Source organism: Streptomyces sp. NBC_00178, from assembly GCF_036206005.1.
GTDB lineage: Bacteria > Actinomycetota > Actinomycetes > Streptomycetales > Streptomycetaceae > Streptomyces.
In genome coordinates this window covers 88047-103082 of the sequence record NZ_CP108143.1, presented here as the reverse complement: position 1 = coordinate 103082, position 15036 = coordinate 88047, and the positions used below count along the sequence as shown (strand labels likewise).

Annotated in this window: 13 protein-coding genes; 8 read left to right on the top strand and 5 right to left on the bottom strand. The window is 66.9% G+C overall.

Annotated features, from left to right (window positions below):
* Positions 1 to 211: 211 nt before the first annotated feature.
* Complete coding sequence (locus OHT61_RS00405; RefSeq protein WP_329033958.1) at positions 212 to 568, bottom strand: nuclear transport factor 2 family protein; 357 nt, start codon at positions 566 to 568, stop codon at positions 212 to 214.
* 145 nt (positions 569 to 713) lie between these two features.
* Here OHT61_RS00405 and OHT61_RS00400 point away from each other — a divergent pair, with 145 nt between their 5' ends.
* On the top strand, positions 714 to 1229 hold the full coding sequence (locus tag OHT61_RS00400; RefSeq protein ID WP_329033956.1) for a winged helix-turn-helix transcriptional regulator: 516 nt from the start codon (positions 714 to 716) through the stop codon (positions 1227 to 1229).
* Positions 1230 to 1715: 486 nt separating this feature from the next.
* Here OHT61_RS00400 and tatA read toward each other — a convergent pair whose 3' ends face one another.
* Positions 1716 to 1985 carry a Sec-independent protein translocase subunit TatA gene (tatA, locus tag OHT61_RS00395; protein ID WP_329033954.1) on the bottom strand — a complete coding sequence of 90 codons (270 nt, stop codon included), beginning with the start codon at positions 1983 to 1985 and terminating at the stop codon, positions 1716 to 1718.
* 968 nt (positions 1986 to 2953) lie between these two features.
* On the opposite strand from tatA, the gene OHT61_RS00390 reads away from it, so the two are divergent.
* Both OHT61_RS00390 and OHT61_RS00385 read left to right on the top strand, forming a co-directional pair.
* Positions 2954 to 3919, top strand: coding sequence for a TDT family transporter (locus OHT61_RS00390; RefSeq protein ID WP_329033953.1), 966 nt, complete (start codon positions 2954 to 2956; stop codon positions 3917 to 3919).
* A 347-nt stretch (positions 3920 to 4266) separates the two neighbouring features.
* The gene (locus tag OHT61_RS00385) at positions 4267 to 4650 is read left to right on the top strand and encodes a hypothetical protein (protein WP_329033951.1); all 384 of its coding nucleotides are present in this window, start codon (positions 4267 to 4269) and stop codon (positions 4648 to 4650) included.
* Positions 4651 to 4832: 182 nt separating this feature from the next.
* On the opposite strand, the gene OHT61_RS00380 is transcribed toward OHT61_RS00385, so the two are convergent.
* A complete protein-coding gene (locus tag OHT61_RS00380; protein WP_329033950.1) occupies positions 4833 to 5426 on the bottom strand; it encodes a hypothetical protein in 594 nt (197 codons plus the stop codon).
* A gap of 663 nt (positions 5427 to 6089) precedes the next feature.
* Positions 6090 to 7016: a LysR family transcriptional regulator gene (locus OHT61_RS00375; RefSeq protein WP_329043030.1), complete on the bottom strand. Its 927-nt coding sequence runs from the start codon at positions 7014 to 7016 to the stop codon at positions 6090 to 6092.
* A gap of 511 nt (positions 7017 to 7527) precedes the next feature.
* Here OHT61_RS00375 and OHT61_RS00370 point away from each other — a divergent pair.
* The 4 genes from OHT61_RS00370 to OHT61_RS00355 all read left to right on the top strand — a co-directional run bounded on the left by OHT61_RS00370 (position 7528) and on the right by OHT61_RS00355 (position 12054).
* Positions 7528 to 8268 (top strand): hypothetical protein, encoded by a 741-nt coding sequence (locus tag OHT61_RS00370; RefSeq protein ID WP_329033949.1) that lies wholly within the window; start codon positions 7528 to 7530, stop codon positions 8266 to 8268.
* 34 nt (positions 8269 to 8302) lie between these two features.
* On the top strand, positions 8303 to 8767 hold the full coding sequence (locus tag OHT61_RS00365; RefSeq protein WP_329033946.1) for a hypothetical protein: 465 nt from the start codon (positions 8303 to 8305) through the stop codon (positions 8765 to 8767).
* Between the two features lie 1192 nt (positions 8768 to 9959).
* Complete coding sequence (locus tag OHT61_RS00360; RefSeq protein WP_329033944.1) at positions 9960 to 11012, top strand: phosphatidylinositol-specific phospholipase C1-like protein; 1053 nt, start codon at positions 9960 to 9962, stop codon at positions 11010 to 11012.
* Between the two features lie 373 nt (positions 11013 to 11385).
* The gene (locus OHT61_RS00355; protein WP_329033941.1) at positions 11386 to 12054 is read left to right on the top strand and encodes an SGNH/GDSL hydrolase family protein; all 669 of its coding nucleotides are present in this window, start codon (positions 11386 to 11388) and stop codon (positions 12052 to 12054) included.
* Positions 12055 to 12397: 343 nt separating this feature from the next.
* Here OHT61_RS00355 and OHT61_RS00350 read toward each other — a convergent pair whose 3' ends face one another.
* Positions 12398 to 12637, bottom strand: coding sequence for a hypothetical protein (locus tag OHT61_RS00350; protein WP_329033939.1), 240 nt, complete (start codon positions 12635 to 12637; stop codon positions 12398 to 12400).
* Between the two features lie 250 nt (positions 12638 to 12887).
* On the opposite strand from OHT61_RS00350, the gene OHT61_RS00345 reads away from it, so the two are divergent.
* Positions 12888 to 14858 (top strand): discoidin domain-containing protein, encoded by a 1971-nt coding sequence (locus OHT61_RS00345; protein WP_329033937.1) that lies wholly within the window; start codon positions 12888 to 12890, stop codon positions 14856 to 14858.
* The last annotated feature ends 178 nt before the right edge of the window (positions 14859 to 15036 follow it).

Below are 15036 nucleotides of genomic sequence, written 5' to 3'. Positions count from 1 at the left end.
TCGCTGGGGTCCGGAGGCGATACTCTGCCGACCCCACAGCCGCGCCCGAGAAGGCCCGCGCGCTTCGCGCGCATGACCGGCCTTTTGCGCCACTGGCCTGCCTCGTGGCGCGGGAGGCCGGCGAGCCGAGCCGCAGCGCGAAAAAGCCGTCCACGGGACCACCCTCCGCAGTGGCCGCAGTGGCCGCAGTGGCCGCAATGGCCGGGAGTGGTCAGGGGGCGATGCTCAGTTCGCTGATCAGTCCGTCGGCGAGGACGAAGCGGAAGTGCAGGCCGACCTCCCCGCCGGGGAAGTTTCCTTCGAGGTGCTGGTGGACGGTGTACCGGTCGGTTGTGTCGCGTTCCGCACCGGTGAGGGTGGTCGTGTACGTGTACTCGCTGTCGGTCTGCGAGAGCCATCGTGTGATGGCCTCGACTCCCTCGTAGGTGTGTCCGTCGTCGGTGACCGTGGCGCGCGGCGCGAAGGCCGGGGCGGCAGCGGAGACGTCCTTGGCGGCGCGGCCCGTCAGGTAGCGGGTGATGGCTTCGGGCAACTCGCTGGGATCGATGGACGTGCGGTTCTGGGCCATGGGTTCCTCCTGTGTGTCCGTGCGTGCGGTCACGGTCTGCGGATCGGGCACCGACCTGTGGGCACGCAGGGGTGTCCACAGGTTCAGAGACTGCTAAAATAGAATCAAGTCACTTTCACATTAGCAGTAACCTTTGGAGGATGGCATGCCGAGCCGCGTACGACTGGAGGACCGGGAGTGTCCGCTGTCGACGACGGTGCAGCACGTCGGCGAGTGGTGGACTCTGCTGATCTTGCACGACGCCTTCGACGGCTACTCACGCTTCGACCAGTTCCAGCAGAATCTGAACATCTCCACCAGCATGCTCACCGCGCGGTTGAAGGCGCTGGTCGCGGACAACCTGCTGGAGCGGCGGCTCTACCAGCACAAGCCGGCCCGCTATGAGTACGTGCTCACCGAGCGGGGCCGCTCCCTCCGGCCGGTGATCGTGGCACTGGCCGCCTGGGGAAACCGCCACCTGGCGCCGCAGGAGCGATCCATGGTCCTCGTGGATGCCGCCAGCGGCGAGGAGGTCGAGCCGGTCCTCGTCGACGCCCATACGGGACGGAACCTCGACGACAGCGAGGCGTTCGTCTTCGCCGCCGGCCCGGCCGCGAGCACCGCAATGCGCTCGCGGTACACGGGGACGGGCAGCGTGCGGCCGGGCGGCGCCGAGGCATAGCAGGCGGCGTGCTGCTCGGTGCGGGCAACCAGGTTCGGGAGTTGCGGCGCGCTCGGAGGCCAAGCCGTCGCCGTGGCGGGTGTTGGCGTTGCGTCAGCGCAGGCACGCGTGCAGGGCTTGGGTCTACATGGGGTAGTTGGATTGTCGATCCCGGCTTGCCGTGGCCGGTCGGATTCGGTCCCGCCGGCCGCCCCCTTGCCGGCCCGATGAGGCCTCCGCCCTGCGGACGCCTCATCTCCGTGTACGCCACCACGCGCCGGAACAACACCCATGCCTCCGGCATAAGCCGCTCAACCGGATCGGCCATTTGCGAAGGTCAACGAACGGTCAAGCCGCCAAGAAGCGACCTTGGAGTGGCGGCAGGTGTTGCGCGGCGACCTCCCGAACAGTCCAGTAGGGAGGATGAGTCGAACAGCGGGGGAGTGAAGTGATTCGCTGGGTACGGCGTCGGCGGTGCCGACCCCTGTCGGCACCGCCCTCGGCCGTTCAGTGGGTGCTGGTCGGGCTTCCCTCCGTGGCTCGAACCGGGACGGCCTCACCCTCGGTCGCCTCGACGGGCGACCGGTCGGCCCTGCCGGCACCCTGGGCTGCGCCTGACCGGTCATCCTCTTTCATGGCTCGGGTCTCGCTCTTGAGTATGCGCAGCGACTGCCCCATCGCTCGGGCTGTGTCCGGCAGCCTCTTCGAACCGAACAGCGCGATGACGACGACCGCCACTACCAACAGGTGCCAAGGCTCCAGTCCATTACGCAGCATTTACAGCACACCCTTTCGGTCTCATGGAATGAGATGCGCGCCAGGTACGCGCGCGTGGACGAGATTACTGCAAGATGCAACTAGTATGGCTCGGCGGGGTCACGCATGCCTGCGACCAGAGGGGGAGTGGGCGCGGTGTAGCAGGGTGCATGACAGGAATCCCATCCCCGAGATGCATGGCCGGCTCGTCCCGCCGCGCTGCTGTTCGCGCCCAAGCGCATCGATCCGGCCGGGGCTTGAGCTGTTCCTTCCGCCACCGCAACGCTTCTCGCACGAGTAGCGGTTGATTCCGCCTGAGGAAAGGAATCGGGCGAGAGGTCAACGGTTTCGGGCAGGTCTCATCTCTGCCGCAAAGGCCGGCGATTGCGATTGCATGGCTTGAGATTTTGCTTTCCGTCGGCCTGTAGGTGACTGGTGGGGATCGTTCCAGGTCCTGGAATTAGTGGTCAGTGGATTCCTTTCGCCGCCCTCCTGCCGGCCGTGGCTCAGCGCCCACGGACGCCAACCTCTGCACCGGCAGACGCGACGACTCCCGTCCCATACGTGTACGCGCGCGGGTGGGGCTGGAGGGGGCTGTGTCGCACTCTTCGCAGGCAGCGTGCAGGCCGCCGCAGTAGCCCCTCATCGAATGAGATATCTGGGGGAGATCGGTGAGAGCGGCGTGGGAGCGGGGTGATGTCCTCCTTCCATGCTCAGCCGACACGACGGCTGAGTTCTCGAGAGCGGTGATCTCCGCTTGTGCTGGAGCCCCAGTTCTTGTTCGCTGCCAGCGGCGGGACAGCGACTTCTGATGGAGTTCATGGTGCGGGGACGCGCCGCGCTGCATGCGGCCATTCGGGAGATCTGGCCAGCGGCATAAGCGAAGGCTTCGTGTTCCTGGCATCTTTCGGGATACAAGTGGCAGCCGACAGGCTCACCGGTGGGATTGAGGCGCTATGACGCGGACGCGAACGTCGCGATACCAGCTCTTGCCCAACCTGTTCGGTATCGGTTTCGGTTTTGCCGGTCTCGCGCAGGCCTGGAGTGCCGCGGTGGACACCGTTGGCACACCTGGTTGGCCGTCCCATGTTCTGTGGATTCTGACAGCGTTGATCTGGCTGGGGACGCTCGCGGCGTACCTGCGCAACGCGATCTCACAGGGGCGGTTGCGCACGGAGGTGGCGAATGCGACCACCGGGCCCTTCACCGCGCTCGTGGTCATCGTGCCCATGCTGCTGGGCGTGGCGCTGGCATCGCACGCCCGCGTGGCGGGGGAGGTTGTCTACGCGGTAAGCCTTGTGCTCACGGTCGCGTTGGGCGGATGGCTGACCAGTGTGTGGATCCGCGCCGATACCGATCTCGCCCAGTGGCACCCCGGGTACTTCCTTCCCACGGTCGCGGGCGGTCTGATCGCAGCTGCCTGCAGCGCTGCCCTGGGATGGACGACATTGGCGCATGTGATGTTCGGATACGGGGTCGTCTGCTGGTTCGTCCTCGGGTCGATTCTCCTCCTTCGGCTCTTCACACAGCCGATGCTGCCACCGCCGCTCCTGCCGACTCTGGCGATCGAAATCGCCCCACCGGTGGTTGCCGGAAACGCGTGGTTCGCCATCAACGGTGGCCGGCTCGACTTCGTGGCCGAGTTCCTCGGCGGTTACGCGATCCTGATGGCTCTGGTCCAGATCTGTCTGGTCGGCGTCTACGCGCGTGTGCCCTTCGGCCCGGGCCACTGGGCCTTCTCCTTCTCGTACGCGGCAGCCTTCACCAACGGAATCCACTGGCTGGACGTGGAGCAGGTGGACGGCCGCAGAGCGCTGACGTATGTCGCCCTGGCGGTCATCACACTGGCTCTGGCGGCTCTTGCGATTCGCACCCTCATCGGCTTGAGGAAGGGCACTTTCCTGCCTCTGGCCCCGGCCGCTTCAGGGGCGGCCGGGGGCGCGGCGAGGGTTTGACGGGCCTCGACTGCGACTCCCGTGGAGCCGGGGCTCGCGCACAAGGAGCATCAGGTCTGTGCCGGAGTTCATCGGCGAGGCTGTCCCGTGTTCGGAGCGGGGGCGGGTGAGGGGACGAAGCTTTTGTGAGTGTGAGGCTGACAGCCTGCGGAGGGGCCGGGTGACCTGATGGTCGCGCTGCGCCCCCGCTGATCGTGGATCCGACGGCGTGGGTGGGGCTGACAGGCTCGAGGGAGCTGAACCAGCGGCACGGGGGCGCCGTGCGAGTAACTACTGCCGCATCAGGCAACGTTCGCCCTGTTCAGGCAGGTCGAGCGTGGCTCGCCCGGGGCGCGTAGTCTCGCGGGATGCACTCGCATCTGATCTTCGAGAACCCTTCCGCGCTGCCTCACGAGGCGGTGGCGGAGGTGTTGGAACGGGCCCTGTGTGACCGCTCGGCGGAGGCCGAGGCAGCAAGCGTCCTGGTCGGGACCGCGTTGAACGACGACGATCAGGTGTTCGTCGAGCACTGGTGTGCGGAGGTCGGGATGCGGGCTGTTCCAGGAAGCCCTCTGCTCGGGCTGGCGGGCCTGTGCTTGGGGCACGCTGCTCGGCGTTTCGGGCGTCTGGGCGACGGGGCTCTTGTGCTGGCGGCGTCGCTTGCGGCCCGTGCTGAAGTGGACCCCTCGGACGTGGACGGTCGGGCTCTCGATGGATATGACGATGTCCGGAGCTTCCTTCATCTGTGGTGAGGCGTCCACGGGTGTGGTCAGGCGACGTTCGCCTTACTCACGATGGCAGCGAGGCGCTTGTTGTCGGTGGGGGCGGCATTCTCCGTCGCTACATCGTCTGGCGGAGCGCTCACACTGCTGACCAGTGCCTCCGGAAGGTCGTGGCCAGAGCGAATGTCGCCTGAACCCGACCTCGTCGGCGGTTACTGCCGGTCAGGCCACAGTCCGTCCGCCGGCAGCAGGGTTGCCTGGGTCTGAGCCGCCAGCCATGTCTTCACCTCGTGCCAGGCGGCCCGTTCCTCCGTCGCGGTGCCCCGCCACCAGGTGAACGGCGAGTCGTCGGACATCAACTCCTCCCGCCACCATCCGACGCCCTCAGTCAGATGGCGGCGGGCGATCGTGCCCCTTTCTGCCTCCCAACGGGCGAGCCACGGGGCGACCGAGGAACTCGCGGTCACACAGCTCTCGAAGACCTCGTACGCCGGGGTCGGTGGCGACTTCATCCGCAGGACCTGTGTCCACCATGCCTCCAGGAAACCGGCCACTGCGCCCGCCTGCTCGCGGGGCCACCGTGACCAGCCCGCCGCAGCCAGTCCACGAGCCATGAGAGCCGAATCGACGGCGCCCTCGGCGAGCACCACGACGAGCTGCGGCAGGATCCGACGGATGATCGCGGGCTGGTCCTCCCAGTGGAAGGGATCTTTCCGCGCGACCCGGCCGACAAGATCCGTCGGGAGGCGGGCGTCAGGAGTCCGCAGCAGCTCGATCTCGACCTCATTGAAGCACCGGCCGCACATGGTCTCGTCCGCTTGGACAGTTATGCCGCCGAAGGTCGTCGCGACCCTCGCAACCGCAGCGGCAAGGGAATCGCCATCTGGAGAAGTCACCGTGCACCCCATCAAGACTCCAGCCGACTGCACCCGGCCGAAGAGACCGACGCTACCAGGCCGAAACCCACCCAACAGAGCAGGGCGAACATTGCCTGACACGGCACTACCTACCGTCAGGGCTTCTGGTCGATCCACCTTCTGGCGTCGTGAGGTGAGGGATCGCGTCCAGAACACCCGTCGCCGCCGAAGGCCGACCGACCAAGCCCGACAGCGATCCTCATGTCCGGCTACTCGTCGGCTCGGGTCGAGAACTGACGCGGTGCTAACCCCCTCGCGCCGCAGCCAGTGTTCGGTAAGGACGATCAGCACTACCGCACCGGTGTCGCAAGTGGCCCCTCCGGCCCCGCCGTCGCGAGCACCCCCCTGAAGGGCACGGGGACCCGCCCGGGCAGGCATCCCCCTTCCTTCGGGCTGCGACCGCCCGTCAGAACAGCACCCATGGACAGGGGTTGCTCGCGGCGGCAGCCAGCCCTGTCCCCACCCGAGTCTCTTCGACCGCGCACACCACCGTGTCACTTCTCTGGCGTGCTCCGCCGTGCGCGAGACGACGGGGCGCTGCTCGAGGCGTACTCAGAGGCTGTCGCCGGCCATGTCGGTGACTTCACGGGCAGCGAGCCGAACCGCCTTGATGGTCGATTCGCAGCGCCGTCGACGCAACCAGGCGACAGCGGATGTGGAGGGCTCGAGGTCGACCACCTTGATGTACCGGATGCCCGGGCGCGGGAAGTACTCACAGGCGGCGGCCGGGAGAAAGCACATCGCTTCCCCGGTGGCCACCGTGTGCAGAAGCGACTCCATGTCGGTGACCACTGGCCCGTATCGCACACGAGAGCCGTCCGGGCGGGGGTCGACCGCCCAGAAGTCCCACCACATCCGCGGGACCTGGACAGGCACGTCTACCACGGGGACGCCGGAGAGCTGGGCCAGGCTGAGTTGCGGCAGCGCTGCCAGGGGGTGATCGGCTGCGAGGCAGGCCACGCGTGGTTCGGTGGCCAGGTGGTGCAGTTCGATGTCGTCCGTCACCGGAGGGCGGAGGAAGATCACATCGACCTCCTGTTGAGCCAGTGCGCCCATGTGATCGCCGAAGCTGAGGTTGACCAGATCCAAAGTCGTTGCCGGGTGGCGTTCCTTGAGCAGGCGAAGGACGGCGCGGGTGTGCGTCATTGAGGCCTCAGCGCCGATGGTTCCCACGATGAGTCGTCTGGACGTCTGCCGTAACTGTGCATCGGCGACGCGCCTGAGCCGGTCGACGGCCGCGACCGCCGCACGGGCTTCGGGCAGCAGTGCCTGCCCTTCGTCGGTCAGCGTGAGCGCCCGACTCGTCCGCTCCACCACGCGCACCCCCAAACGCTTTTCCAGCTCCCTGATTTGCTGGCTCAGTGCCGGTTGCGTGATGAACAGACGGGCGGCGGCTTGACCGAAATGGAGCTCTTCGCTCAACGCGAGATAGAGACGAAGCTGATGAATGCTTGGTTCCTTGGAGCGGGGCACTCTCATCCCATGAACCCTTTCGTGTTTCAACATGCAGTCATAATCAATAATGTATCGATCAGCACGCATCCCATGCTTCGATTTGCGCGACAAGCCTGCATCGGCCATGCGACAGTCAATGGGCCGTCCTGATCGGAGTGACGGTGCACACGGGGGGCGGCTTAGTGCTCTGTCACCGGTCGGAAGACGGTTACGGGAGCGCTACCGGTTCCCTGTCGTGCAGCGACGATCCCCAGCAGACGGGAAATGGCGGCACAGAGGGGGACCACCACGCATGCCCGCACGCCTTCGCCTGCGCAGAGTCCATGACAGCACGGTCCGGCAGGCCGCCGGGAACGACAGCGGACCCAGCTCGCGCGTTGATCGCCGGTGCATTTCCCGCTACGGAGCGGCCTCCCGGGTCCTTGCCGCTCTCCTGTCCGTAACTGCCCTATGGACTACGGCCTGCGCACCGAGCGGTTCGGATGAATCTCAACGAGAACAGTTGCCACGAGGTGTCACAGTCACAGAGCGAGAGGTGCTGGCCCAGGCGGAGAAGATACTTACGCGCGATTGTATGCGCAGGGCGGGCTTCTCCTTCTGGGTCACTCCAGAACTTCCCGTACCCGTTGAGCGGTTGTTCCCTTACGTCATCGACGACGAACAGTGGGCTGCCGCAAACGGATACGGCCGAGGCGTCCGGGAACGCAGGGATGAATTGGCTCGCCGCGATCCCAACCGTTCCTATTTCGAAGGACTCACGAAGGCTGGCAAGGCGGCCGCGGTCACGGCACTCAACGGGACGACCGCGGAAGGGCTGGAAGCCGACATTCCCGGGATGGGCAAGGTCCGGCACAGCGATGAAGGATGCGCCTCCGACGCCCAGCGCATGCTCTACGCCGATCTCCACGCCTGGTACCGCGCCAAGAAGGTCACTGACGCCCTGCATCGATCGGCCATGGCAGTGGCCGCCGGCGACCCCGAGCTCGTACCCAGCACTCGGCAGTGGGCCATCTGCATGCGGGAAGAGGGCCACCCGTACGACATGCCTCAGGAGGCACGCGACCGTTTCGCACGGCGCCCGGAGGCAGGTGAGTTCGCCACGGCCCGGGCTGAGGCCGCGTGTGCGCAGACCTCGGGCCTGGCCGCAGCAGTCCGAAAGGTGAGCCGTGCACATCAGGAGGAACTGGAATCACACCATCGCGCCGAGGTCGAGGATCGCCGAGTGCTCGAGCGCGCGGCGCTGAGCCGGGCCCGGGACATCGTCCGCCGCGGCTGAGTAACCCGAAAGCAGTCAACGAGAGGAACACGACGTGAGCAAGCTCGCTTCACTGGCCGGTGTGGTGGCCTTCATGGCGGTCGCATTCGCGATTCCCACGGCCCAGGCCTCCGAGCCGGCACCGAGAGAGTCCCGCACCCTCGCCGCGGCCGCACCCGACGGAAAACTGCACGTCTGGGAGCATCCCTACCGGGAGGGCGGTCATTGCGCCTGGAGCGGGGCCAACCGGAACTGGGACTATCCGGGCCCTGGTTGCCCGCCGCTGCGCAACCTCGTCTCCTCGGTGGAGAACCGGGGGTACGCCGGTGACTACGACGACGTCAACCTGTACTACAACGAGGACCAGAGCGGCGTGTACGCGTGCCTCGGCAACGGCGACATGTGGCTGGACCTGACGCTCGGCCGTGAGGTCTTCAGCCACGGCTGGTCGTGGTGGGAGGGCTACGGCAAGTCGGTGAACGACAACATTGCCTCGCACGAATGGACGGACAGTTGCTGACGGTCCACAGGTGACCGCCGGAGGGACTTCAAGGTCTCTCCGGCGGCCGGGGACGGGCCTGGGACCCTCGGCCCGGGGCAGGCGACGGCCTGAAGTGGCCGTCGCCTGCCATACATTTGATCTTTCTACCCGCAAGATCGTGTTGATGCCGATGCTTGGACGGCTCTGAGACGCGGGTGGTGCCCCGCTGCTGCAGTGGCGGAGGGGGAAGACCAGCTGCCCAATCGGTCGAAAGTCCACAAAAGTGCCGGCATGTGAGCGGTTTGCCGCGCGGGTGATGTGTCCTGCCGAACCCGGAGTTCGCGGCCTGAGGGTGTCTCCGAGCAGCGCTTCGTCGAGGCCTGCGCTTGAGTACCAGTGCCAGAGCGGATGGGGGCAGTAGACGGTCCTTGGAGGATGCTGGCCGGCTGCCGTGCCGTATGCCAGGCGTACGCATGAGGGCCAGGTGGCTGGAGTCGCAGCCGACTGTGGCGGGATGTCCGGCGTAAGGGCGAAATCGTCCCCCCCGCCTTCGAACTGACCTCAAGTCCGTGGTTCAGGTGCGTGGCACCTTCGATGCGGTGGCCCAGCGGGATGTGTGCCTTCGTGCCCACCAGGACCATGTGAAACGGGGCCGCCACCAGCCGACCCGTCCATGGTGTCCAGGATCTTGCCCGGGCCGTGCCGAACTCCCGGATCTTGTACGTAGTCGGCGCCGGGCCCGACGCCTCGGAGCGCCTGCGATCTTCGCAGGGACACCGATCCTGGCGGCACAGGTGCGCAGCGTGTACAGCATGACCGCGAGTGCCGCCTCGATCGGGCATGTGTGACCGCCCGGGATGGCAACGGCACCGTCCTGAACCGGGCGGTGGCAGCGCGTCATTCGCGCCGAGCGAACCCCTGCTGTCGCACCGCACTCGCGTCCGAGGAGCGCGTGGTCCTGCCGGCTCCGGATCCTGCCGCCAGTTCACACAGGATTCACTCTGCCGGTGATCTTCCAGAGAGTGGAAGGCACTGCCGGGACATAACTGATCTCTAGTTTGCGGGGGTTATCACTTATGGAGGACTGATGATCACTCGTGCCCGCCTGGGCGTCATACTTGCTGCCGTGTTGACGACCGTCTTCACGAGCGCCGTAGCGCCGAGCGCCGTCTCGGCGCATCAGCCGGACCCGGACGCTGCGAGCGCCGCCACGCAATCCGGCAAAGTGCGCATGAACGAGATCCAGTTCATGGGCGCCCACAACGCGTTCCACCGGGAGATGCAGGGCGTCGAACTGGCCGAGTCGATCAAGATCGACCCCGGCTACCCGTCATGGGGCTTCTACTCGCACGCGTCCGTCCCCGACCTGCTGGGCCGCCAGAACGTGCGCGCGCTCGAGTTCGACCTGCTCCCCGACCCCGACGGCGGCCTGTACCAACACCCGCTGGCTCGAAAGCGGGCAGGTCTCGGCCCGATCGATGACCCCGCGATGGCCGCACCGGGCATGAAGGTCATCCACGTCGCCGACCAGGACTACAACTCGACCTGCCGCACTTTCGTCGTCTGCATGCAGCAGGTGAAGACCTGGTCCGAGGACCATCCCCAGCACGTGCCGATCATCTTGCAGCTGGAGCTCAAGCAGACCGACGACCGCTGGGAGCAGTTGGGCGGCGCGGTCAGCCCCGCATGGAGCGGCAAACTCCTCGACGACGTCGACGAGGAGATCCGCTCGGTCTTCTCCGAGTCACAGTTGATCACCGCAGACGACCTGCGCCGCCCTGGCATGACGCTGGAGCAGTCGGTCCTGAAGAAGGGCTGGCCGACCCTCAACCAGGCGCGCGGCAAGGTGATGTTCTTCTTCGACAACGGCGGCCCGGGCACCCTTCGCGACATGTACCTCGACGGGCACCCGAGCCTGCAGGGCCGTGCGGTCTTCACCCGTGGCAACCCCGGAGACGCGGATGCGGCCATCACGATGGTCAACGACCCGCGTGGCGCGAACGAGGCCGTCATCCGCGACCTGGTCGAGCGGGGCTACATCGTCCGCACCCGGTCGGACGAGCCGCTGAAGACGGTCATCGGCAACGAGTCCAGCCGAGTCCGGACGGCACTGGCCAGCGGCGCGCAGATGGTGACGACGGACTTCCCGAGCGTCGGCATGGCCGCCCGCTACAGCAGCGACTTCGTGGCCGAGCTGCCCGGCAACGACCCGGTGCGCTGCAATCCGGTGACGGCACCGCACAACTGTCACGACAGCAAATTGGAGCCCTCGTCCGACCGATGAGCGCTTCCTGACAGGGGGGCGGCCGTCGTATGTGGACGGCCGCCTTCCCTCTCGGGGTTCGGAGGCACGGTGGGCGGTGTCGAAACTTCCCACGGGCCGGAGGAGCACGAGGGAGTCGCAATCACGGGCTGCCTTTTGAGGAGTTGATGCTCAAGCCTGCAGATCAGCGGGGCGCCGTGCACAGCGGCCACGCGCTTCTCCGCACCAACTTCCGGCAACCGTCGGAGTCCGCGCGTCGAGACCCGCGTCCTCGCACGGCTGCGGCCAGGTGTCGTGGAGTCGGCGGCGTATCGGGGAACCGTAGGTCCGATGTCGGCGGGCCCTGACACCTTTCGACTGGTCCTCCCCTTCGCCGAGTCCAAGGAGCGCACACATGTCCATCACCCTCCGTCCGGGAACAACCGTGATGTTCACCGGCGATTCGATCACCGACTGCCAACGACGGGAGATCGAGGACGGTCTCGGGTTCGGCTACCCGCTGCGCGTCGCGGGCGAGTGGGGCCTCAGGCACCCGGATCGGCCCGTTACCTGGCTGAACACCGGGATCGGAGGCCACAAGGTGATGGATCTCGAAGCCCGCTGGCAGGCAGACGTACTCGACGCACGCCCGGACGTGGTGTCGATCCTCGTCGGAGTCAACGACATGGGTTGGCACACACTGGACCCGAAGGGATACGTGATCACCGTGGAGGAGTTCGAGGCGGGTTATGAGCGTCTACTCGCGCCCCTCGCCGAAGCCGGCACGCAGCTGGTTCTCATCGAGCCCTTCCTCCTGCCGATCCACGGTGTCGTCGAGGCCGGCGCCGGTTACGCGCTCATCGGGGACGCCGAGCGAAAGGAATGGCGTACCGACCTGAACCCCAAGATCAAGGTCGTGCGCAAGCTGGCCCGCACGTACGGCGCCCATCTGCTCCCCGCCGACGACATGTTCGCCGAGCTCTCCGCGACGGTCGGGCCGGAACACTGGGCCGCAGACGGTGTACACCCGACACCGGCCGGCCACGCCGCACTAGCGGCGGCCTGGCTGCGCCTGGTCGCATGACGGCTCAGCCGCAGCACCCCCTCGAGGGCTGGTCCACACGTGTTACCCAGGCTTGTGATGGTGAAGTTGTCGCGACCTGCGGCACGTGGATGCTCGAGCCTGTGAGCAGTTCGGCCCCGACCGACTAAACGCGGCTCTGGGGCGAGCTGGATTCTTCCGGGAGGACGAGACGGAGGAGGATTCCGATGACGCCCTCGCTGCTCTGGATCCGGTAGAGGACGAGTTCGGCCTCGAGGTGGGCCCCGGCTGGTCGCAGGGCCACCGCCGACCGTGATCGTGTTGGTGCAGCTGATCTGAGCGGCGGGCAGAGGCCGTTGGCTGCCTGTCAAGATGTGACCTTATGTCAGATGCCGACCGTGGCGACCAGCCGTGCCGCCTGGACGAAGGCACTGTAAGAGCTGCCCACGTCGGAGTGGAGCGGCCCCGGGATGTGACCGCGTGCGCGCTTCTCCGCGCCGGTCACCGTGCCGGTGGGCGTGACGGCCTGCCGGCCGAGAGCTGGTCGCCCGTGCTGCGCTTGCGGACGGACCTGACCCGCGCGAACGGTGCAGGTGAGGCTGTGCGGACCGTTGATATCGAGCATGGCGTGGTGGTCCTTCCTGTCCCCGGCCGCCGCACCCCACGTCCGGCAGCGGCCGGTTGCTTCGTCCGCAGCCTGGCGGTCTGACTGAGACGGTCGGCCTGTTTCTCAACCTTCGCGTCTTTTTGCAAGTTCTGCGCCGCGCATTGCGTCTTCGTGTCCCTGACAATACGCTTCCGTGTCACCGCCCCACCCTGTCGGCATGGACGATTCAGTCGGCCGCCAGCGAGTTCGTCATAGTCGGAGGAAGCAGATGGGTGTTACACGTCGTGCGATCCTGCAAGCGGTCACAGCGGCAGGGGCCGTCAGCGCCGTGGGGCTGGGACAGACCGCACTGGCCCGCCCCGCTGTCGCGGCGAGTCCGCCCGGCGACGTGGTCGGCAAGGTGACTGTGGGGTACCAGGGATGGTTCGCCTGCGCCGGGGACAGCGCTCCGATAAACGGCTGGTGGCACTGGGCTCAGAACTGGGGCCAGTCACCGTCCACGAGCAACAAGGCCATCGTCGCCTGGCCCGATGTGCGTGACTATCCGACCACTTACCTCACCGCCTTCAGCAACCTCGGCAACGGGCAGCCGGCCTCGCTGTTCTCCTCCTACGACCAGTCGACGGTCGACCTGCACTTCCGCTGGATGAAGGAGTACGGCATCGACACCGCTGCTCTCCAGCGCTTCAACCCCACCGGCGGCGAGGGCCCGACCCGCGACGCCATGGCCGCCAGAGTGCGCAGCGCAGCCGAGTCCCAGGGGGTGAAGTTCTACATCATGTATGACGTCTCGGACTGGACGACCATGCAGAGCGACATCAAGGCTGACTGGACCGCCAAGATGCGATCCCATACGGCCTCGCCCGCCTACGCGAAGCAGAACGGCAAGCCGGTGGTCTGCATCTGGGGCTTCGGCTTCAATGATGCCCAGCGCCCCTTCACCCCGGACCAGTGCTTGGATGTCGTCAACTGGTTCAAAACGCAGGGATGTTACGTGGTCGGCGGTGTCCCGACCTGGTGGCGGACGGGTGACCGGGACTCCCGGCCGGGGTTCTCCGGCGTCTACCACGCCTTCGACATGCTCTCGCCCTGGCTGGTCGGCCGTATCGGCAACGCGGGAGAAGCCGACCACTTCTACAACGTAGCGACGGTGCCCGACCTCACCGAATGTGCCGCACACGGCATCGACTACCAGCCCTGCGTGCTGCCCGGCGGCGTCACCGAACGCCAACGCGCTCATGGCGACTTCATGTGGCGACAGTTCTACAACATGGGCCGGGCCGGGGTACCGAGCGTCTACATCTCCATGTTCGACGAGTACAACGAGGGAAACCAGATCGCCAAGACCGCCGAGTCCCAGGCCTGGGTACCGGCCGGCTCGGGCTTCCTCGCACTCGACGAGGACGGAATCGCCTGCTCCTCCGACTACTACCTCCGCCTGACCGGCGACGGCGGTCGGATGCTGAAGGGCCAGACCCCCCTCACCCCTCTCCGGCCCACACCGCCGGTTCTCGGTGGCGACGCCGAACCGCCCACCGTGCCGGGGAACTTCCGGGTGACCGCAGTATCCGATACCACCGTGGCGCTCGCCTGGACCGCCTCCACCGACAACGTGGGCGTAACGGCTTACCGCATCCGCCGGATCACTGACGGCACGGCCACCCCGATCGGAACCACCCCTGCGAACGTCTCCGCGTTCACGGTGACCGGGCTCACCGCGTCGACCTCGTACACCTTCGACGTCCAGGCCGTCGACGCGGCCGGCACCGTCTCGGAACCGTCGACTCAGGTCGTCGTGACCACCAACGGCTCCGCCATCGTCAACCGGGCTCTGCACCGACCGGCGACGGCAAGCAGCTCCACCCAGTCCTACGGCCCGGGAAACGCGGTCGACGGCAGCCCGCACACATACTGGGAGAGTGCCAACAATTCCTTCCCGCAGTGGCTTGAGGTCGACCTGGGCACCGCCATCGGCGCCCGCGACATCGTGCTGACCCTCCCCCCGGCCACCGCCTGGGCCACCCGCACCCAGACCATCACCGTCCAGGGCAGTACCAACGGCACGTCCTATACCTCCCTGCTCGGCGCCTCCCCGTACACCTTCGACCCATCCACCGGGAACACCGCCATCCTGACCCTGCCCACCGGCGCGACTGCACGTCACCTGCGCCTGATCTTCACGGCCAACACCGGCTGGCCGGCCGGCCAGCTCTCGGAGTTGCGGGTGTACGGCGCGTGATCGAGCCCCGAGTGGCCGCGGCCTCATTCGCCGGCGTTCTGGTGGCGACCGTGGTGGGGGGAACTTTGGGGTGTGGTGAGTTCTCGGGTCCGAAACGCACCAGGGCAGGTCGGAGCAGCGCACAGGGAAGCCGGCCGGGCTGCACAGGGTGGTACTGCCGGACCTAGGCAGAGGTGTA

Excerpts from the sequence above, each read along its gene's own strand:
- OHT61_RS00405 (WP_329033958.1), bottom strand. The coding sequence starts at position 568 with ATGGCCCAGAACCGCACGTCCATCGATCCCAGCGAGTTGCCCGAAGCC.
- OHT61_RS00400 (WP_329033956.1), top strand. The coding sequence starts at position 714 with ATGCCGAGCCGCGTACGACTGGAGGACCGGGAGTGTCCGCTGTCGACG.
- tatA (WP_329033954.1), bottom strand. The coding sequence starts at position 1,985 with ATGCTGCGTAATGGACTGGAGCCTTGGCACCTGTTGGTAGTGGCGGTC.
- OHT61_RS00385 (WP_329033951.1), top strand. The coding sequence starts at position 4,267 with ATGCACTCGCATCTGATCTTCGAGAACCCTTCCGCGCTGCCTCACGAG.
- OHT61_RS00380 (WP_329033950.1), bottom strand. The coding sequence starts at position 5,426 with ATGTGCGGCCGGTGCTTCAATGAGGTCGAGATCGAGCTGCTGCGGACT.
- OHT61_RS00375 (WP_329043030.1), bottom strand. The coding sequence starts at position 7,016 with ATGAGAGTGCCCCGCTCCAAGGAACCAAGCATTCATCAGCTTCGTCTC.
- OHT61_RS00360 (WP_329033944.1), top strand. The coding sequence starts at position 9,960 with ATGAACGAGATCCAGTTCATGGGCGCCCACAACGCGTTCCACCGGGAG.
- OHT61_RS00355 (WP_329033941.1), top strand. The coding sequence starts at position 11,386 with ATGTCCATCACCCTCCGTCCGGGAACAACCGTGATGTTCACCGGCGAT.
- OHT61_RS00350 (WP_329033939.1), bottom strand. The coding sequence starts at position 12,637 with ATGCTCGATATCAACGGTCCGCACAGCCTCACCTGCACCGTTCGCGCG.
- OHT61_RS00345 (WP_329033937.1), top strand. The coding sequence starts at position 12,888 with ATGGGTGTTACACGTCGTGCGATCCTGCAAGCGGTCACAGCGGCAGGG.